Annotated in this window: 16 protein-coding genes; 6 read left to right on the top strand and 10 right to left on the bottom strand. The window is 71.1% G+C overall.

Going from position 1 to position 19979, the window contains the following annotated elements; translation table 11 throughout:
* The first annotated feature begins 118 nt into the window (after positions 1–118).
* The 6 genes from IE252_RS33365 (at position 119) to IE252_RS33340 (ending at position 6849) form a co-directional block, all read left to right on the top strand.
* On the top strand, positions 119–889 hold the full coding sequence (locus IE252_RS33365) for a GntR family transcriptional regulator (protein WP_190093184.1): 771 nt from the start codon (positions 119–121) through the stop codon (positions 887–889).
* 64 nt (positions 890–953) lie between these two features.
* A complete protein-coding gene (locus tag IE252_RS33360; RefSeq protein ID WP_190093183.1) occupies positions 954–1181 on the top strand; it encodes a 4Fe-4S dicluster domain-containing protein in 228 nt (75 codons plus the stop codon).
* Positions 1182–1195: 14 nt separating this feature from the next.
* Positions 1196–2545 carry an ABC transporter substrate-binding protein gene (locus IE252_RS33355; RefSeq protein ID WP_190093182.1) on the top strand — a complete coding sequence of 450 codons (1350 nt, stop codon included), beginning with the start codon at positions 1196–1198 and terminating at the stop codon, positions 2543–2545.
* A complete protein-coding gene (locus IE252_RS33350; RefSeq protein ID WP_190093181.1) occupies positions 2542–3402 on the top strand; it encodes an ABC transporter permease in 861 nt (286 codons plus the stop codon). Before IE252_RS33355 ends, IE252_RS33350 begins: the two co-directional genes overlap by 4 nt.
* Positions 3386–4162: an ABC transporter ATP-binding protein gene (locus tag IE252_RS33345; protein WP_190093180.1), complete on the top strand. Its 777-nt coding sequence runs from the start codon at positions 3386–3388 to the stop codon at positions 4160–4162. The genes IE252_RS33350 and IE252_RS33345 overlap by 17 nt, the downstream gene beginning before the upstream one ends.
* An 11-nt stretch (positions 4163–4173) precedes the next feature.
* Positions 4174–6849 (top strand): fumarate reductase/succinate dehydrogenase flavoprotein subunit, encoded by a 2676-nt coding sequence (locus tag IE252_RS33340; RefSeq protein ID WP_190093179.1) that lies wholly within the window; start codon positions 4174–4176, stop codon positions 6847–6849.
* A 161-nt stretch (positions 6850–7010) separates the two neighbouring features.
* On the opposite strand, the gene nuoN is transcribed toward IE252_RS33340, so the two are convergent.
* The 10 genes from nuoN to nuoE form a co-directional block, all read right to left on the bottom strand.
* Complete coding sequence (nuoN, locus tag IE252_RS33335) at positions 7011–8666, bottom strand: NADH-quinone oxidoreductase subunit NuoN (RefSeq protein ID WP_190093178.1); 1656 nt, start codon at positions 8664–8666, stop codon at positions 7011–7013.
* A complete protein-coding gene (locus IE252_RS33330; RefSeq protein WP_190093177.1) occupies positions 8663–10234 on the bottom strand; it encodes an NADH-quinone oxidoreductase subunit M in 1572 nt (523 codons plus the stop codon). The genes nuoN and IE252_RS33330 overlap by 4 nt, the downstream gene beginning before the upstream one ends.
* 3 nt (positions 10235–10237) lie before the next feature.
* A complete protein-coding gene (gene nuoL, locus IE252_RS33325) occupies positions 10238–12121 on the bottom strand; it encodes an NADH-quinone oxidoreductase subunit L (RefSeq protein WP_190093176.1) in 1884 nt (627 codons plus the stop codon).
* Between the two features lie 14 nt (positions 12122–12135).
* Positions 12136–12435 (bottom strand): NADH-quinone oxidoreductase subunit NuoK, encoded by a 300-nt coding sequence (gene nuoK / locus IE252_RS33320; RefSeq protein WP_067163047.1) that lies wholly within the window; start codon positions 12433–12435, stop codon positions 12136–12138.
* The gene (locus tag IE252_RS33315) at positions 12432–13244 is read right to left on the bottom strand and encodes an NADH-quinone oxidoreductase subunit J (RefSeq protein WP_190093207.1); all 813 of its coding nucleotides are present in this window, start codon (positions 13242–13244) and stop codon (positions 12432–12434) included. Before IE252_RS33315 ends, nuoK begins: the two co-directional genes overlap by 4 nt.
* A complete protein-coding gene (gene nuoI, locus IE252_RS33310) occupies positions 13244–13885 on the bottom strand; it encodes an NADH-quinone oxidoreductase subunit NuoI (protein WP_268248442.1) in 642 nt (213 codons plus the stop codon). Before nuoI ends, IE252_RS33315 begins: the two co-directional genes overlap by 1 nt.
* The gene (nuoH, locus tag IE252_RS33305) at positions 13878–15236 is read right to left on the bottom strand and encodes an NADH-quinone oxidoreductase subunit NuoH (RefSeq protein WP_190093174.1); all 1359 of its coding nucleotides are present in this window, start codon (positions 15234–15236) and stop codon (positions 13878–13880) included. Before nuoH ends, nuoI begins: the two co-directional genes overlap by 8 nt.
* 61 nt (positions 15237–15297) lie before the next feature.
* Positions 15298–17799 carry an NADH-quinone oxidoreductase subunit G gene (locus IE252_RS33300; RefSeq protein WP_190093173.1) on the bottom strand — a complete coding sequence of 834 codons (2502 nt, stop codon included), beginning with the start codon at positions 17797–17799 and terminating at the stop codon, positions 15298–15300.
* The gene (gene nuoF, locus IE252_RS33295; protein WP_190093172.1) at positions 17796–19166 is read right to left on the bottom strand and encodes an NADH-quinone oxidoreductase subunit NuoF; all 1371 of its coding nucleotides are present in this window, start codon (positions 19164–19166) and stop codon (positions 17796–17798) included. The genes IE252_RS33300 and nuoF overlap by 4 nt, the downstream gene beginning before the upstream one ends.
* Positions 19166–19978 (bottom strand): NADH-quinone oxidoreductase subunit NuoE, encoded by an 813-nt coding sequence (nuoE, locus tag IE252_RS33290; protein ID WP_190093206.1) that lies wholly within the window; start codon positions 19976–19978, stop codon positions 19166–19168. Before nuoE ends, nuoF begins: the two co-directional genes overlap by 1 nt.
* Position 19979 lies beyond the last annotated feature (1 nt).

The raw sequence follows: 19979 nt of genomic DNA, 5'->3' as shown, positions 1-19979 counted from the left end.
GGCAGATCTTGCTTGTTCGCGGACGAAACCGCAGGTCAGAGCGGGTGAAAAGTTATCCACAGGTGGCGCAACACTGTGGCAACACCACCGCGCCGAGAGCGTCGGTATGGTCCACCGCATGCCAGCCGAACGCACCCGTGAGCGCACCGCGCCGGTCTCCGCCGCGCGTCGGCGCAGGCTGCGCGCGGACCAGGCGCGGCAGCTCGCCGACCTGCTGCGGCGCCAGGCGCTCTCGGGCGGTTTCCCCGGCGGCGTCCTGCCGCTGGAGGACTCCATCGGCGCCGACTTCCGGGTCTCGCGCAACACCGTCCGCCAGGCGCTCGACCTGCTGCGGGCGGAGCAACTGGTCGAGCGCCAGCCCGGCGTCGGCACGGTGGTGGTCTGCGAGAAGTACGCGCACGGCCTCGACCGGTTGCAGGGGCTCGCCGAGACCCTGCACGAGCACGGCACGGTCACCAACGTGGTGCGGACCGCGGGGCCCGTCCCCGCGCCCGCGCCGGTCGCCGGACGGCTGCGCGTCCCCGAGCACAGCGACGTGCTCTACATCGAACGGCTGCGGCTGCTGAACGGCCTGCCGCTCTCCCTCGACCTCACCTACATCCCCATGGACATCGGGGCCGAGCTGATCGGCTGCGACCTGGAGAACACCGACGTCTTCCGGCTGATCGAGACCCTGACCGGCACCCGGCTCGGCACCGCCGACATCACCCTGGAGGCCGTCAACGCCGACGCGCACTCCGCGGCCGTCCTGCAGGCCCCGCGCGGGGCCGCCGTCCTCATGCTGGAACGCCTCACGCACCTGTGCGACGGCCGCCCGGTGGACCTGGAGTTCATCCGCTTCCGCGGCGACCGCATCAGCATGAGCGGGCTGCTCCACCGGTCCGCCTAGGCCCCGGCCCTCAAGGCAAGCCCCCGCACCACCCCACCGCCGTACCCCTTCCCTGGAGACAGCCATGCCCCTGGCGCCCCAGCGGGCCGACGTGCCCGTGACCATCGACGGATCGAAGTGCATCGACGGCTGCACCCTCTGCGTCGACATGTGCCCGCTCGACTCGCTCGCGATCGACCCGGCGAGCGGCAAGGCGTTCATGCACGTCGACGAGTGCTGGTACTGCGGCCCCTGCGCGGCCCGGTGTCCCACCGGAGCCGTCACGGTCAACATGCCCTATCTGCTCAGGTGAGAGGCCGAACCCCGATGAAACGCACCACTACCGCGGGCCTGGCGGCCGCCGCCCTGCTCCTGCCCCTCACCGGCTGCGGCGGCGACGCCGAGGCGGGGAGCGGCCGTACGGTCACCGTGACCGTCGGCTACCAGTCCAAGACCATCAACACCGTGACCGCGGGCACCCTGCTGCGCTCGCTCGGCGCCTTCGAGCGGGAGTTGGCGGCGCGCGGCAAGAAGGACGGCTTCACCTACAAGGTGAAGTGGGAGGACTACGCCACCGGCGCGCCCATCACCGCGCAGATGACCGCCGGGAAGGTCGACATAGGTTCGATGGGTGACTTCCCGCTGCTGCTGAACGCGGCCCGCGGCAAGCAGCTCGGACGCCCGACCCGGCTGGTCTCCGTCACCGGCTACAACCTACGGGGCGGACTCAACACCGTTATAACGACGCCCGATTCCAAACTCACCGATCTGGGTGAACTGCGCGGCAAGAAGGTGTCGACCAGTATCGGCTCGGCCGCCGACGGCACGCTCGTACGGGCACTGCAACGCGCGGGCCTGGACGCCGTCAAGGACATCCACAAGGTCAACCAGCAGCCCGCCGTGGGCGCTTCGGCGCTCGGCGCGGGCAGTGTGGACGCCCTCTCGCAGTTCGTGGCGTGGCCAGGGCTGCTCGCCTTCCAGGGCAAGGCGAAGGCGCTGTACGACGGCGCCGAGCTGAACCTGGCGACCTTCCACGGCGTCACCGCGCGCGAGGACTTCGCCGAGAAGAACCCTGCGGTACTCGACGCGTTCCTGCGGGCGCAGATCACCGCGACGGCGTATCTGCGCGAGCACCCCGTCCAGGCGGCCGAGAAGGTGGCCTCGGCGACCGGCCTGCCCGCCGAGGTGGTCTACCTCTACAACGGGGCGCACGGCATCGCCACCTTCGACCCCACCCTGAAGCCGGGCCTGGTCGACGCCCTCAAGCAGGACGTGCCGGTCCTGAAGGCGGCGAATCTGGTGGGCGACGTGGACGTGGACGCGTTCGTCGACGACCGGTACATAAAGAAGGCGTACGGCGCCGACTACGGGCGCCAGTCGGCGGCCACCGCGCCCGCGCCCCGCAGCGAGGTGTGGCTGAAGGGGGCCGAGAAGACCGAGGCGTTCGACTCGCCGGCGCTCGCGCTGCGCTTCGCGGCGGCGCACCGCGACACCGCGCGCGCCGTCTACGTCCCCGACGCCACCACCGGCACGCTCTGGTTCGCCGACCGCGCGGTCTGGGTGCGCGACAGCGGCGGGCTCAAGCCGTTCGTGACGCCGTCGGTCGCCGCGCGGTACGTCACCGCGCACCCCGGCGCCCGTACCGTCCCCTACGCCACCGCGCTGGCCGGGTCATGACGCGGCGACTGACGCGGGCCCTGTCGCTGCTGGCCGCCCTGGGTCTGTGGCAGCTGCTGACCTCCCTCGACGTCGACCTGTGGCTGCGCTTCGCGCAGTTCCCGACCGTCACCGACGTGGCCCGCGAGCTCGGCCACCGGCTCGGCGAGGGCACGTACTGGCAGGACATCACCCAGAGCCTGACCCGCATCCTCACCGGCTTCGCCCTCGCCTCGGTCGCGGGCGTGGCCACCGGCATCGCGCTCGCCCGCTCCCGGCTCGCCGCCGACCTGCTGGGGCCGCTGCTCGAAGTCCTGCGGCCCATCCCGGCGATCGCGCTCGTCCCGGTCGCCATCCTGCTCTTCCCCTCCAACGAGCAAGGCATCGTCTTCATCACCTGCACCGCCGCCTTCTTCCCGGTCGTGGTGGCGACGCGGCACGCGGTGGGCGCGCTGACCCCCGTCTGGGAGGAAGCCGTCCGCACGATGGGCGGCGGCCGCCGGCGCGTGCTCGGATCCGTCGTGCTCCCGGGCGCGCTGCCCGGCGTCTTCGGCGGCCTCTCGGTCGGCATCGGCGTCTCGTGGATCTGTGTGATCTCGGCGGAGATGATCTCCGGCGAGTACGGGGTCGGCTACCGCACCTGGCAGGACTACACGGTCGTGGACTACCCCGGCGTCCTCGTCGGCATGGTCACCATCGGCGTCCTCGGCCGGCTCACCGCGAGCGCCGTGGAGCTCCTCGGCCGCCGCCTCACCCGCTGGCTGCCGCGCCCGTCGTACGGACCGGGCGCCCGCCCCCGTACGGACAAGGCCGTCGCGCCCGCCCCCGCCGTTCCCCCGATCCCCACCAAGACGGCCCCCCATGACCAACTCGTCTGAGCGGGCCCGCACTTCGGGCGCCGTGCTCGCGCTCCACGACGCCGTCCTCGGCCACCCCGGCGCGCCCGTCCTCGACGGGGTCGCCCTCGATGTCGCGGCGGGCGAGGTGCTGGCCGTCGTGGGGCCCTCCGGCTGCGGCAAGTCGACCCTGCTGCGGACCCTGGCCGGGCTGCTCCCGCCGCTGGCGGGCCGGGTCACCCAGGACGGGGAGCCGGTCCTGGCGCCCTCCGCCGAGCGGGCGCTGGTGTTCCAGGAGGACGCGCTGCTCCCGTGGCGCTCCCTGCGCGCCAACGTCGAACTCCCCCTCGCCATCCAGGGCGTGCCCCGGGCCGAGCGCCGCGCCCGCGCGCAGGCGTGGCTGGGCCGGGTCGGGCTCGACGCTCACGCCGCGAAGCTGCCCCACCGCGTCTCCGGCGGCCAGCGCCAGCGCGCCCAGCTGGCCCGCGCGCTGGCCGGGCGCCCGCGCGCCGTCCTGATGGACGAGCCGTTCGGCGCGCTCGACGCGCAGACCCGCGCCGGGATGCAGCAACTGCTCGTCGAGGTCCTCGGCGGCACGGGCGCGACCGTCGTCTTCGTCACGCACGACGTCGACGAGGCGCTGTTCCTGGCCGACCGGGTCGCGCTGCTCGGCACCGGGCGCGTCCTCGCGGTGCCCCGGCCGCGCGAGCGCGAAGCCCACGACGACCCGGCGACCACGGCCCTGCGCCGCGAGGTCCTCGCCTCCCTCGGGGACACCACCCTGCCCGCCGAACGCCCCTGAAAGGCCTCCCCATGCAGATCCCCGCACTCGCCGACGCCGAGGAGCTGACCTGCGACGTCCTCGTCGTCGGGGGCGGCACGGCGGGCACGATGGCCGCGCTCACCGCCGCCGAGCGCGGCGCCAGCGTGCTCCTCCTCGAAAAGGCCCACGTACGCCACTCCGGCGCCCTCGCCATGGGCATGGACGGCGTCAACAACGCGGTCATCCCCGGCCGCGCCGAGCCCGACGACTACGTCGCCGAGATCACCCGCGCCAACGACGGGATCGTCGACCAGTCCACGGTCCGCCAGACCGCGACCCGCGGCTTCGCGATGGTCCAGCGCCTGGAGTCGTACGGCGTGAAGTTCGAGAAGGACGAGCACGGCGAGTACGCGGTCCGCCAGGTGCACCGCTCCGGCTCGTACGTCTTGCCCATGCCCGAGGGCAAGGACGTCAAGAAGGTCCTCTACCGGCAGCTCAGACGGCGCGAGATGCGCGAGCGCATCCGCATCGAGAACCGTGTGATGCCGGTACGGATCCTCACGGCGGACGGCCGCGCGGTCGGCGCGGCGGGCTTCCACACCCGTACCGGCGCGTTCGTCACGGTGCGCGCCGGCGCGGTGGTCCTGGCGACCGGCGCGTGCGGCCGCCTCGGCCTGCCCGCCTCGGGCTACCTGTACGGAACGTACGAGAACCCGACCAACGCGGGCGACGGCCACGCGATGGCGTACCACGCGGGCGCCGAGCTCACCGGCATCGAGTGCTTCCAGATCAACCCGCTGATCAAGGACTACAACGGCCCGGCCTGCGCCTATGTGGCGAATCCTTTCGGCGGCTACCAGGTCAACCGGCACGGCGAGCGGTTCGTCGACTCTGACTACTGGTCGGGCCAGATGATGGCCGAGTTCGCGACGGAGGTCGCCAGCGACCGGGGCCCGGTCTACCTCAAGCTCAGCCACCTCCCCGAGGAGTCGGTGACGGCCCTCGAATCGATTCTGCACTCCACCGAACGCCCCACCCGCGGCACCTTCCACGCGGGCCGCGGCCACGACTACCGCACCCACGACATCGAGATGCACATCTCGGAGATCGGCCTGTGCGGCGGCCACTCGGCTTCCGGCGTACGCGTCGACGACCACGGCCGCACGACCGTGCCGCGCCTGTACGCGGCGGGCGACCTCGCCTGTGTACCGCACAACTACATGATCGGCGCGTTCGTCTTCGGCGATCTGGCGGGCGCGGACGCGGCGCGGTTCACGGCGTACGACGGCGAGTTGCCGCCCGACCAGCTGCGGGCCGCCCACGAGCTGGTCTACCGGCCCCTGCGCCATCCGTCGGGCCCGCCGCAGCCCCAGGTCGAGTACAAGCTCCGCCGTTTCGTGAACGACTACGTGGCCCCGCCGAAGTCGGGCGCCCGGCTGTCGCTGGCCGTCGAGCACTTCGAGCGGATGCGGACGGAGATCGCGCAGATGGGCGCGCGGACCCCGCACGAGCTGATGCGGTGCGCGGAAGTGACGTTCATCCGCGACTGCGCGGAGATGGCGGCGCGCTCCTCACTGGCACGTACGGAGTCGCGCTGGGGCCTCTACCACGAGCGTACGGACCACCCGCAGCGGGACGACGAGGCCTGGCTGCACCACCTCGACCTGCGCAAATCGCCTTCCGGCGCGATGGAGTTCACGGCCCGCCCGGTGGAGCCGTACCTGGTCCCGGTGGACGGCTACGCCCCCACCGGCGGCACCCCGCGCCACCTCGGGGAGATCCACCCGGAGCAGGTGGCGACGGCGGGCCCCCGGGACCGGGCGCCGATCGGCTCGGGCGGGACCACCCGAACGCAGGCAGCAACAACCGTCTCCCACTCCCCCCGCATCCTGGAAGCCCTGGCGCTGGCGGAGGGCGAGCCGGAACTGGACGCGTTCACGGGTTACTTGACCGACCCCGACCCGGCGGTCCGCTCGGCGGCCGTCGCCGCCCTGACGGAGTCGGCCCCGACGGGGGTGGGCCCGGCCTTGGCGGCCCGGCTGGCGGACGCGGACGCGGGGGTGAGGGTGGCGGCGACTCGGGGCCTCCTTGAGCTGGTCGAAGTGCTGGATCCGGAGCCGGAGTTGAGGGCAGGCCTGCTCCGGGCATCGATGGGCTCGGATCCGGGGGTACGCGCCGGATCGCTGGAGGTCCTGCGTGCCCTGCGCCTGGGCGACGCGCCCCACTACGCGGGTTTGCTGACCGACCCCGACATCGAGGTGCGGCTCGCGGCGGTACGCGGCCTGGTCTCGGTGGACGCGCAGGACGAGCTGGTACGGGCGACGACGGACCCGGCCCGCGAGGTCCGGGTCGCAACGGCCCGAGCCCTGCTCTCCCCCACCCACCTGACCCCGCTCCTGGACGACGGGGACGCGCTGGTGAGGGCGGCGGCGTACACGTCACTGGCGGGGGCGGGTTGCCCCGATGACCTGGCCGTACGGGCGGTACGCGCCTTGGCGGACCCGGCGTGGCAGGTACGGGCGGGGGCGGCGACGGCGCTGGGTTCGGCCCCAGAGCCACTGGCGATCCCCGCCCTCACAGCCACACTGACCGACCCGAACGCGGACGTACGCAAGGCGGCGGTCCTGTCCCTACGAGCCCACGCAACTCCGGAGGCGCGGACGGCTCTAGCCAAGGCGGTAAACGACGCGGACGCGGACGTAAGGGCGTACGCGACCCGGAGATAGCAAAAGGCCCCCGGCACCATGCACGGTGCCGGGGGCCTTACGGGGCGTACCGAAACCCCAACCCCCTAGGGGCGCGGGGCTGTGTCATCGTGCGGCTCCGCCGCGTGGGCGCGACCAGCCACCCACAACCCGCAGCCAAAGATCCACGCCCCCGCGGAGCGTCACCGCACGAAGACCCCAGCCTGACCAGCAAGATCCAAGAAGTACTGCGGCGCCACACCCAACACCAACGTCACCGCAACCCCAACCCCAATAGCCGTCATCGTCAACGGCGACGGAACAGCAACGGTCGGCCCATCGGGCTTCGGCTCGCTGAAGAACATCAGCACGATCACCCGGATATAGAAGAACGCGGCGATCGCCGACGAGATCACACCGACCACGACCAGCGGCCCCGCACCCCCCTCCGCCGCCGCCTTGAACACGGCGAACTTCCCGGTGAAGCCGGACGTCAGCGGGATGCCCGCGAAGGCGAGCAGGAAGACCGCGAACACCGCCGCCACCAGCGGCGAACGGCGGCCGAGCCCGGCCCACTTGGACAGGTGCGTCGCCTCGCCGCCCGCGTCGCGCACCAGCGTGACGCACGCGAACGCCCCGATCGTCACGAACGAGTACGCCCCGAGGTAGAACAGCACCGACGAGATGCCGTCCGCGTTGGTGGCGATGACACCCGCCAGGATGAACCCGGCGTGCGCGATCGACGAGTACGCGAGGAGCCGCTTGATGTCGGTCTGGGTGATCGCGACGATCGCGCCGCCCACCATCGTGACGATGGCGACGCCCCACATCACCGGCCGCCAGTCCCACCGCATCCCGGGCAGCACCACGTAAAGGAGCCGCAGCAGCGCGCCGAAGGCGGCGACCTTGGTGGCGGCCGCCATGAAGCCGGTGACCGGGGTGGGCGCGCCCTGGTAGACGTCGGGCGTCCACATGTGGAACGGCACCGCGCCGACCTTGAACAGCAGCCCCATCAGCAGCATCGCGCCGCCGATCAGCAGGAGCGCGTCGTTGCCCATCGTGCCCGCGAGCGCCGGGTCCACGGTCTGGACCGTGCCGTCGACGACGTCCGCGATGGCCGCGTACTGGACCGAGCCCGCGTAGCCGTACAGGAGCGCGATGCCGAACAGCAGGAACGCCGAGGAGAAGGCGCCGAGCAGGAAGTACTTCACGGCCGCTTCCTGCGACATCAGCCGCTTGCGGCGGGCCAGCGCGCACAGCAGGTACAGCGGCAGGGAGAAGACCTCAAGCGCCACGAAGAGCGTCAGCAGGTCGTTGGCCGCCGGGAACACCAGCATCCCGGAGACCGCGAAGAGCGCCAGCGGGAAGACCTCGGTGGTCGTGAAACCGGCCTTGACCGCGGCCTGCTCGCTGTCGCTGCCCGGGACGGACGCGGCCTGCGCGGCGAACGAGTCGACCCGGCTGCCGTGCGCCTCGGGGTCGAGGCGGCGCTCGGCGAAGGTGAAGATCGCGACGATCGAGGCGAGGAGAATGGTCCCCTGGAGGAAGAGCGCCGGGCCGTCGACGGCCACCGCGCCCATCGCCGCGATGTGCGCCTTCGTCGTGCCGTACCCGTCGGCCGCGAGGGCGACCACCGCGGCGAAGGCGGCGGCGAGCGCGATCACGGAGAGGAACACCTGGGCGTAGTAGCGGCTCTTGCGCGGGACGAACGCCTCGATCAGCACGCCCACCACCGCCGCGCCGACCACGATCAGCGTGGGCGCCAGCTGTGCGTACTCGATGTGCGGCGCCGGGATCTTGTCCACCTTGCCGTCGGCCGCCGTCGTCCACAGGCTGTGGACAGCTGTTGCTGTGCTCACTGGGCCGCCTCCACCACGGGCTTGGGGTCCTTCTTGTGTACGTCGGACATGGTGTGCTGCACCGCCGGGTTGACGATGTCGGTCAGCGGCTTCGGGTAGACCCCCAGGAAGACCAGGATCGCGATCAGCGGGGCGACCACCAGGAGCTCGCGGACCTTGAGGTCCGGCATGCCCTGCACCTCGGCCTTGACCGGGCCGGTCATCGTCCGCTGGTAGAGCACCAGCACGTACAGCGCGGCCAGCACGATGCCCAGCGTGGCGATCACGCCGATCGCCGGATAGCGGCTGAACGTGCCCACCAGGACCAGGAATTCACTGACGAACGGCGCGAGGCCGGGCAGGGAGAGGGTCGCCAGACCGCCCACCAGGAAGGTGCCCGCGAGCAGCGGGGCCACCTTCTGCACCCCGCCGTAGTCCGCGATCAGCCGCGAGCCGCGGCGCGAGATCAGGAAGCCGGCCACCAGCATCAGCGCGGCCGTCGAGATCCCGTGGTTGACCATGTAGAGCGTGGCGCCGGACTGGCCCTGGGTGGTCATCGCGAAGATGCCCATCACGATGAAGCCGAAGTGCGAGATCGACGCGTACGCCACCAGGCGCTTGATGTCCCGCTGGCCGACCGCCAGCAGCGCCCCGTAGATGATGCTGATCACCGCGAGCACCAGGATCACCGGGGTGGCCCACTTGGAGGCCTCCGGGAAGAGCTGGAGGCAGAAGCGGAGCATCGCGAAGGTGCCGACCTTGTCGACGACCGCCGTGATCAGCACGGCGACCGGGGCGGTGGCCTCGCCCATCGCGTTCGGCAGCCAGGTGTGCAGCGGCCAGAGCGGGGCCTTCACCGCGAAGGCGAAGAAGAAGCCGAGGAACAGCAGCCGCTCGGTGTTGGTCGCCATGTCCAGCGAGCCGTTCGCGCGCGCCGCCGCGATCTCGTCCAGCGAGAACGTCCCGGCCACCACGTACAACCCGATCACCGCGGCCAGCATCAGCAGACCGCCGACCAGGTTGTAGAGCAGGAACTTGACCGCCGCGTACGACCGCTGGGTGGCCGCCGCCTCGTCCCCGTGCTCGTGCGCCCGGTCGCCGAAGCCGCCGATCAGGAAGTACATCGGGATCAGCATGGCTTCGAACAGGATGTAGAAGAGGAAGACGTCGGTGGCCTCGAAGGAGAGCACCACCATCGCCTCGACGGCGAGGATCAGGGCGAAGAAGCCCTGGGTGGGCCGCCAGCGGCTGCTGTGCGTCTCCAGCGGGTCGGCGTCGTGCCAGCCCGCGACGATGATGAACGGGATCAGCAGCGCGGTGAGCGCGATCAGCGCCACCCCGATGCCGTCCACACCCAGTTCGTAGCGGACGCCGAAGTCCTTGATCCAGGCGTGGGACTCCGTCAACTGGTAGCGGTCGCCGCCCGGTTCGAACCGTACGAGCTGGACCGCGGCCAGGGCCAGCGTCCCTAGCGAGACCAGCAGCGCCAGCCACTTGGCGGCGGTCCGCCGCTCGGCCGGGACGGCGGCGGTGGCGATCGCGCCGACCGCCGGGAGCGCCGCCGTCGCGGTAAGGAGGGGGAACGACATGCCTTACACCGCCCTCATCAGCAGGGTCGCGGCGATGAGCACCGCCGCGCCTCCGAACATCGAGACCGCGTACGAACGGGCGAAGCCGTTCTGCAGCTTGCGCAGTCGGCCGGAGAGCCCGCCGAACCCGGCCGCGGTGCCGTTGACCACTCCGTCGACCAGGGTGTGGTCGACGTACACCAGCGAGCGGGTGAGGTGCTCGCCGCCGCGGACCAGGACCACGTGGTTGAAGTCGTCCTGGAGCAGGTCGCGGCGGGCGGCCCGGGTGAGCAGCGAGCCGCGCGGGGCGACGACGGGGACCGGCTTGCGCCCGTACTGCGCCCAGGCGAGGCCGACGCCGATCAGCAGCACCACGATGGTGGACGCGGTGACGACGCCGGCGCTCACCGGCGAGTCGCCGTGCGAGAAGCTCGTGACCGGCTCCAGCCACTTCACGAACGACTCGTTGATGCTGAACAGGCCGCCCGCGAGGACCGAGCCGAAGGCCAGGACGATCATCGGGATCGTCATGGTGCCGGGCGACTCGTGCGGGTGCGTCTCCTCCTCGTTCCAGCGCTTCTCGCCGAAGAACGTCATCAGCATCACGCGCGTCATGTAGTACGCCGTGATGGCCGCGCCGAGCAGGGTGACCGCGCCGAGGATCCAGCCCTCGGTGCCTCCCTTGGCGAACGCCGCCTCGATGATCTTGTCCTTGGACCAGAAGCCGGACAGGCCCGGGAAGCCGATGATGGCGAGGTAGCCGAGGCCGAAGGTGACGAAGGTGACCGGCATGTACTTGCGCAGACCGCCGTACTTGCGCATGTCGACCTCGTCGTTCATCCCGTGCATCACGGAACCGGCGCCGAGGAAGAGCCCGGCCTTGAAGAAGCCGTGGGTGACCAGGTGCATGATCGCGAAGGCGTAGCCGATGGGGCCGAGGCCGGTGGCCAGGATCATGTAGCCGATCTGCGACATGGTCGAGCCCGCGAGGGCCTTCTTGATGTCGTCCTTCGCGCAACCGACGATCGCACCGAAGAGCAGCGTGACCGCGCCGACGATCACCACGACCGTCTGCACGTCCTGCACCTGGTTGAAGATCGCGCCGGAGCGGGTGATCAGATACACGCCCGCGGTCACCATCGTCGCCGCGTGGATCAGGGCCGAGACCGGGGTCGGGCCCTCCATCGCGTCCCCGAGCCAGGACTGCAGCGGGACCTGGGCAGACTTGCCGCAGGCGGCGAGCAGCAGCATCAGGCCGACCGTGGTGTTGCGGCCCCAGCCGGTCTCGCCCACCTGGTTGAAGACCGTCGAGAAGGCGAACGAGCCCCAGGTGGTGAACATGACCATGATGGCGATGGACAGGCCCATGTCACCGACCCGGTTGACCAGGAACGCCTTCTTGGCCGCGGTCGCCGCGCTGGGCTTGTGCTGCCAGAAGCCGATCAGCAGGTAGGACGCCAGACCGACGCCCTCCCAGCCGACGTAAAGGAGCAGGTAGTTGTCGGCGAGGACCAGCAGCAGCATCGCCGCCAGGAACAGGTTGAGGTAGCCGAAGAAGCGGCGGCGGTTCTCGTCGTGCTCCATGTAGCCGATCGAGTAGATGTGGATCAGCGTGCCCACACCGGTGATCAGCAGGACGAAGGTCATCGACAGCTGGTCGAGCTGGAAGCCGACGTCGGCCTGGAAGCCCTCCACCGGAACCCAGCTGAACAGGTGCTTGTGCACCGCCCTGTTGTCGGCGGAGCGGCCCAGCATGTCGGCGAAGAGCGCCACACCGAGGCCGAAGGACACGGCCGCGAGCAGCGTGCCCAGCCAGTGTCCGACGGCGTCGAGCCGCCGTCCGCCGCACAGCAGGACGGCCGCTCCGAGCAGAGGCGCCGCGATGAGCAGCGCAATCAGGTTCTCCACGATTCAGCGACCCCTCAGAGCTTCATCAGGCTGGCGTCGTCGACCGAGGCCGAGTGGCGGGAACGGAAGAGCGACACGATGATCGCGAGCCCGACGACGACCTCCGCGGCGGCGACGACCATCGTGAAGAAGGCGATGATCTGGCCGTCGAGGTTGCCGTGCATCCGGGAGAAGACCACGAACGCGAGGTTGCAGGCGTTGAGCATCAGCTCGACGCACATGAAGACCACGATCGCGTTCCGCCTGATGAGCACCCCGGCCGCGCCGATGGTGAACAACAGGGCGGACAGGTAAAGGTAGTTGACGGGGTTCACTTCGCGGCCTCCTCTTCACGGCCGAGCCGCTCGGTGGAGCGCTGCTCCAGCGCCTTCAGGTCGGACAGCGCCTCGCTGGACACGTCGCGGATCTGGCCCCGGCCGCGCAGCGTCTGGTTGACGGTGAGCTCGGACGGCGTGCCGTCGGGCAGCAGGCCCGCGATGTCCACCGCGTTGTGCCGGGCGTAGACACCCGGGGCGGGCAGCGGCGGCAGGTGCTTGCCGTCGCTCACGCGCTGCTCGGAGAGCTCGCGCTGGGTCTTGGCGCGCTCGGTGCGCTCGCGGTGCGTGAGCACCATCGCGCCGATCGCCGAGGTGATCAGCAGGGCGCCGGTGATTTCGAAGGCGAACACGTACTTGGTGAAGATGAGGGCGGCCAGGCCCTCCACGTTCCCCCCCGCGTTGGCCTGCTTCAGTCCGTCGAAGTGCTTCAGGTTGGCGTTGGCGATGCCCGCGACGAGGAGCACCCCGAAGCCGATCCCGCAGACCGCGGCCCAGACGCGCTGGCCCTTGATGGTCTCCTTGAGCGAGTCGGCGGCGGTGACACCGACCAGCATCACCACGAAGAGGAAGAGCATCATGATCGCGCCGGTGTAGACGACGACCTGGACGATGCCCAGGAAGTACGCCCCGTTGGCGAGGTAGAAGACCGCCAGGATGATCATGGTCCCGGCCAGGCACAGCGCGCTGTGCACGGCCTTCTTCATCAGTACGGTGCACAGCGCGCCGATGACGGCGACCGTGCCGAGCACCCAGAACTGGAACGCCTCCCCGGTGGAGGTCTGCGTGGCGGAGACGGCGAGCTGCATCACGCGTCCACCTCCTCGGGCTGTTCCCCGGTGGCCGGCTGCTCGCCCCTGGAGACGGCGACCTGGCGGACCGTGCCGGGCGCGGCCTCGGTGACCAGGCCCCGGTAGTAGTCGCCCTCGCTCATGCCCGGGTAGATCGCGTGCGGCGAGTCGACCATGCCCTCGTCGAGCCCGGCGAGCAGCTGCTCCTTGGTGTAGATCAGGTTCGCGCGGCTGCTGTCGGCCAGTTCGAACTCGTTGGTCATCGTCAGCGCGCGCGTGGGGCACGCCTCGATGCACAGGCCGCACAGGATGCAGCGGGCGTAGTTGATCTGGTAGACGATTCCGTACCGCTCGCCCGGCGAGTAGCGCTCCTCCTCCTTGTTGTCCGCGCCCTCCACGTAGATCGCGTCGGCCGGGCAGGCCCAGGCGCACAGCTCGCAGCCAACGCACTTCTCCAGGCCGTCCGGGTGCCGGTTGAGCTGGTGGCGCCCGTGGAAGCGGGGGGCCGTGGTCTTCTGCTGCTCCGGATACTGCTCGGTCAGCCGCTTCTTGAACATGGCCTTGAAGGTCACGCCGAAGCCGGCCACGGGGTTCATGAACTTCCCCTCGGACGACTCCGCCGAGCCCGCGGGCTCCGCCGGTTCCGATGACTTAGACACCCTCGTCCTCCCTTCCGTCACGGTCACTCTCAGTATCCGACCCACCACTGACAACCAACTCCCGCTCGTGCCTCGGGCGTCGGCGTGGCACCGGCGGAAGGGTCTGTCCGGGCAGCGGCGGCACCGGGAATCCGCCCGCCATCGGGTCGAACGCGGGTGGCCCGGCCTCGGCCGCCGACTCCTCCTTGCGGCCCCGGAACACGTCCGCGACCAGCGAGAGCAGCAGCACCGCGACGACCGCGCCCCCGACGTACAGCACGATCTTGGAGAAGTCGTGGCCGTCGTTGCGCAGCGCGCGCACGGTCGCCACCAGCATCAGCCAGACGACCGAGACCGGGATGAGGACCTTCCAGCCGAGCTTCATCAGCTGGTCGTAGCGGACGCGGGGCAGCGTGCCGCGCAGCCAGATGAAGAAGAACAGCAGCAGCTGGACCTTGATGACGAACCAGAGCATCGGCCACCAGCCGTGGTTGGCGCCCTCCCAGAAGGTGGACACGGGCCACGGGGCCCGCCAGCCGCCCAGGAAGAGGGTGGTCGACACCGCCGAGACGGTGACCATGTTGACGTACTCGGCGAGCATGAACAGCGCGAACTTGATCGACGAGTACTCGGTGTTGAAGCCGCCGACCAGGTCGCCCTCGGACTCGGGCATGTCGAAGGGGGCGCGGTTGGTCTCGCCCACCATCGTGACCACGTAGATGATGAAGGAGACCGGCAGCAGCACGATGTACCAGCGGTCGTGCTGCTGGGCGACGATCTCCGAGGTCGACATCGACCCCGAGTAGAGGAAGACCGAGGCGAACGCGGCGCCCATCGCGATCTCGTACGAGATCATCTGCGCGCACGAGCGGAGCCCGCCGAGCAGCGGGTACGTGGAGCCGGAGGACCAGCCCGCGAGCACGATCCCGTAGATGCCGACCGAGGCGCACGCCAGGATGTAGAGCATCGCGATCGGCAGGTCGGTGAGCTGCATCGTGGTGCGGTGGCCGAAGATCGAGACCTCGTTGCCGGACGGCCCGAAGGGGATCACGGCGATCGCCATGAAGGCCGGGATCGCGGCGACGATCGGGGCCAGGACGTAGACCACCTTGTCGGCCCGCTTGACGATGACGTCTTCCTTCAGCATCAGCTTGATGCCGTCGGCGAGGGACTGGAGCATCCCCCAGGGGCCGTGCCGGTTGGGCCCGATGCGCAGCTGCATCCAGGCGACGACCTTGCGCTCCCAGACGATCGAGAACAGCACGGTCACCATCAGGAACGCGAAGCAGAACACGGCCTTGAGGGCGATGAGCCACCAGGGGTCGCGGCCGAACAGGGAGAGGTCCTCGGCCGCGAGGAAGGTCGGGGTCACGCTCGCACCTCCGGTACGTGGACGGCGGCGCCCGGTGCCGCGGGGCGGACGGGGAAGTCGGTCACGGCTGCACCTCCGGTGCGGCGGTGGCGGCGTCCTGCGCCGCCGGGCCGATGCGGACGACCTGGCCCGGGACGGCGCCGGTGTCCGCGTACACGCCGGTGCCGGTCGAGTTGAGCGGCAGCCACACCACCCGGTCGGGCATCTCGGTGACCGCCAGCGGCAGCCGGACCGCGCCCGCGGGGCCGCTCACCTGGAGCAGGTCGCCGTCCTTGACGCCGGTCTCGGCCGCCGTGGCCGCCGAGAGCCGGGCCGGGGCCGCGTGCCGGGTCCCGGCCAGCGCCTCGTCGCCCTCCTGGAGGGTGCCGAGGTCGAGCAGCAGCCGGTGGCCCGCGAGGACCGCCTCGCCGTCGGCGGGCCGGGGCAGCGCGTGCGCCGTCTCCAGCGGCTCGGTGGCGCGCGGCCCGTCCCAGTGGCCCAGGCCCCGCAGCTCCATGCGGGCGGCGCGGTTGTCCGGCAGCGCCAGGTGCACGTCCATGGCGTCCGCCAGCATGTGCAGCACGCGCGCGTCGGCGGGGGCCAGACGCCGGGTCATCTGCTCGGGCTTCAGCGCGGCCTCGAACATCCGCGCCCGGCCCTCCCAGTTGAGGAAGAAGCCGGACTTCTCGGCGACGGCCGCGACCGGGAAGACCACGTCCGCCCGCTCGGTGACCTCGCTCGGCCGCAGCTCCAGGGAGACCACGAAGGCCCCGCTGAGTGCTTCACGCGCGCGTGCCGGATCCGGCAGGTCGGCCGGGTCGACGCCCGCGACGAGCAGCGCGCCCAGCTCACCGGTGGCCGCGGCCTCCACGATCTGGCCGGTGTCCCGGCCGAAGCGGTGCGGCAGTTCGCGTACGCCCCAGGCGGCGGCCACCTCCTCACGCGCGCGTGGATCGGTGGCCGGGCGCCCGCCGGGCAGCAGCGCCGCCAGGGCGCCCGCCTCGATCGCGCCCCGCTCGCCGGCCCGGCGCGGGATCCACGCCAGCTCGGCGCCGGTCGCGGCGGCGGCCCGGACGGCCGCGGTCAGCGCGCCCGGCACGGCCGCCAACCGCTCGCCGACGACGATGACGGACCCTTCGGCCCGCAGCGCCGTGGCGGCCGCCGAACCCTCGCCGTCCAGGCCGACCCCGCCCGCCAGCGCGTCCAGCCACTCGGTCTCGGTGCCGGGCGCGGCGGGCAGCAGCGTGCCGCCCGCCTTCGCCAGGCCCCGGGTCAGATGCGTGGCCAGCGAATAGGTGCGCTGGCCGTGCTTGCGCCAGGCCTTGCGCAGCCGCAGGAAGACGCCGGGCGCCTCCTCCTCCGCCTCGAACCCGACGAGCAGCACCGCGGGCGCCTGCTCCAGGGAGGCGTACGTGACGCCCTCGCCGGTGAGGTGGCCGCGCCCGGCGACCTTCGCCGCCAGGAAGTCGGCCTCCTCGGCCGAGTGCACGCGCGCGCGGAAGTCGACGTCGTTGGTGTCGAGGGCGATGCGGGCGAACTTGGCGTACGCGTAGGCGTCCTCGACGGTCAGCCGTCCGCCTGTGAGCACCCCGGCCCGGCCCCTGGCCGCCAGGAGCCCGGCCGCGGCCGCCTCCAGCGCCTCGGGCCAGGAGGCCGGCTCCAGCTCACCGGCCGCGTTGCGCACCAGCGGGGTGGTCAGCCGGTCGGGCTTCTGCGCGTACCGGAAGCCGAACCGGCCCTTGTCGCACAGCCATTCCTCGTTGACCTCGGGCTCGTTGGCCGCCATGCGGCGCATGACCTTGCCGCGCCGGTGGTCGGTGCGGGTGGCGCAGCCGCCCGCGCAGTGCTCGCACACCGACGGCGAGGAGACCAGGTCGAAGGGGCGCGAGCGGAACCGGTACGCCGCCGAGGTCAGCGCGCCGACCGGGCAGATCTGGATGGTGTTGCCGGAGAAGTACGACTCGAACGGGTCGCCCTCGCCGGTGCCGACCTGCTGCAGCGCGCCGCGCTCCAGGAGCTCGATCATCGGGTCGCCCGCGATCTGCTCGGAGAAGCGGGTGCACCGCGCGCACAGCACGCACCGCTCGCGGTCGAGCAGCACCTGCGTCGAGATGGGCACCGGCTTCTCGTACGTGCGCTTGTGGCCCTCGAAGCGGGTGTCGGGGTCGCCGACCTGCATGGCCTGGTTCTGCAGCGGGCACTCGCCGCCCTTGTCGCAGACCGGGCAGTCCAGCGGGTGGTTGATGAGCAGCAGCTCCATCACCCCGCGCTGGGACTTCTCCGCCACCGGCGACGTCAGCTGCGACTTGACCACCATGCCGTCGGTGCAGGTGATGGTGCAGGACGCCATCGGCTTGCGTTGGCCCTCCACCTCCACGATGCACTGGCGGCAGGCGCCGACCGGGTCGAGCAGCGGGTGGTCGCAGAACCGGGGGATCTCGATGCCGAGCTTCTCGGCGGCCCGGATCACCAGCGTGCCCTTGGGGACGCTGATCTCGATGCCGTCGATGGTCAGCGAGACCAGGTCCTCGGGCGGCACCGCCGCCTCTCCGCCGCCGGAGGGAGCGCCAGTCGTCACCGTCATGCGTTCACCTCCGTGGTGCGGTGCGGGCCGTCGGCCCACAGGGTCGACTTGGCCGGGTCGAAGGGGCAGCCCCGGCCCGTGATGTGCTGCTCGTACTCCGCGCGGAAGTACTTGAGCGAGGAGAAGATGGGGGCCGCGGCGCCGTCGCCGAGCGCGCAGAACGACTTGCCGTTGATGTTGTCGGCGATGTCGTTGAGCTTGTCGAGGTCGCCCATGGCGCCCTTGCCCGCCTCGATGTCGCGGAGCAACTGGACGAGCCAGTACGTTCCTTCACGGCACGGCGTGCACTTGCCGCAGGACTCGTGGGCGTAGAACTCGGTCCAGCGGGTGACCGCCCGTACGACGCAGGTGGTCTCGTCGAAGCACTGGAGCGCCTTGGTGCCCAGCATCGAGCCGGCCGCGCCCACTCCCTCGTAGTCCAGCGGGACGTCGAGGTGCTCGTCGGTGAACATCGGGGTCGAGGAGCCGCCCGGGGTCCAGAACTTGAGTCGGTGGCCCGGGCGCATCCCGCCGCTCATGTCGAGCAGCTGGCGCAGCGTGATGCCGAGCGGAGCCTCGAACTGGCCCGGGTTGGCGACGTGCCCGCTGAGCGAATACAGCGTGAAGCCGGGCGACTTCTCGCTCCCCATCGATTTGAACCAGTCTTTTCCGCGAGTGAGGATCGCGGGAACGCTGGCGATGGACTCGACGTTATTGACAACAGTGGGGCACGCGTAGAGACCGGCGACCGCAGGAAAGGGGGGACGCAGCCGGGGCTGACCGCGACGGCCTTCCAAGGAGTCCAGCAGGGCGGTCTCCTCACCGCAGATGTACGCGCCCGCGCCCGCGTGCACGGTGAGTTCGAGGTCGAGACCGCTGCCCAGGATGTCCTTGCCGAGGTAGCCGGCCGCGTAGGCCTCCCGCACGGCCTCGTGCAGCCTCCGCAGTACGGGGACGACTTCCCCGCGCAGATAGATGAACGCGTGCGACGACCTGATCGCGTAACAGGCGATCACGATGCCCTCGATGAGGCTATGCGGGTTGGCGAAGAGGAGCGGGATGTCCTTGCAGGTCCCGGGCTCCGACTCGTCGGCGTTGACAACTAGATAGTGCGGTTTGCCATCGCCCTGCGGGATGAACTGCCACTTCATGCCCGTGGGGAAGCCCGCGCCGCCCCGGCCGCGCAGCCCGGAGTCCTTCACGTACGCGATGAGGTCGTCCGGCGACATGGCCAGGGCCTTGCGCAGCCCCTCATAGCCGTCGTGCCGACGGTAGGTCTCCAGGGTCCAGGATTCGGGCTGGTCCCAGAAGGCCGACAGAACGGGTGCCAGCAGCTTCTCGGGGCTGCTTCCGTTCCCGTTCCCACTCAGTTCGGCTGCCAAGGTCATCACTCCCCCTCCTCGTCGACCGGGCCCGCCGGGTGCGCGGGGTCGGACGCAGAGGTCTGCTGCGGTGCGTCGTGCGAGCTCAAGTGCTGGGCGCCGGGCTGCGGTTCGTCGCGGGGGCCCTCGCCGCGCGGGTGGACCACGCGCGGGTGCGGGGCCTCGCCCTTCGCCAGGCGCAGGCCGACCAGGGAGGCCGGGCCCGCGCCGCCGCTCGCCGCGACGGCGCCGGGGCGCTCGTCGGGGAAGCCGGCCAGGATCCGGGCGGTCTCCTTGTAGGTGCACAGCGGAGCACCTCGGGTGGGCTCCACCGGCCTGCCCGCGCGCAGGTCGTCGACCAGGCGCTTGGCCGACTCGGGGGTCTGGTTGTCGAAGAACTCCCAGTTGACCATCACCACGGGCGCGAAGTCGCAGGCGGCGTTGCACTCGATGTGTTCGAGCGTGACCTTGCCGTCGGTGGTGGTCTCGTCGTTGCCGACGCCGAGGTGGCGCTTGAGCTCGTCGAAGATGGCGTCGCCGCCCATCACCGCGCACAGGGTGTTGGTGCAGACGCCCACCTGGTAGTCGCCGGACGGCTTGCGCCGGTACATCGTGTAGAAGGTGGCGACGGCGGTCACCTCGGCGGTCGTGAGGTCCAGCATCTCGGCGCAGAAGCGCATCCCGGTGCGGGAGACGTGGCCCTCCTCCGACTGCACGAGGTGCAGCAGCGGCAGCAGCGCGGAGCGGCTGTCCGGGTAGCGGGCGATGACCTCCTTGGCGTCCGCTTCGAGCCGGGCCCGGACGTCGGCCGGGAAGTCGGGCGCGGGCAGCTGGGGCATG

Origin of the sequence: Streptomyces melanogenes (assembly GCF_014649795.1) — a bacterium.
GTDB lineage: Bacteria > Actinomycetota > Actinomycetes > Streptomycetales > Streptomycetaceae > Streptomyces > Streptomyces noboritoensis.
This window is presented reverse-complemented; position numbering and strand designations above follow the sequence as displayed.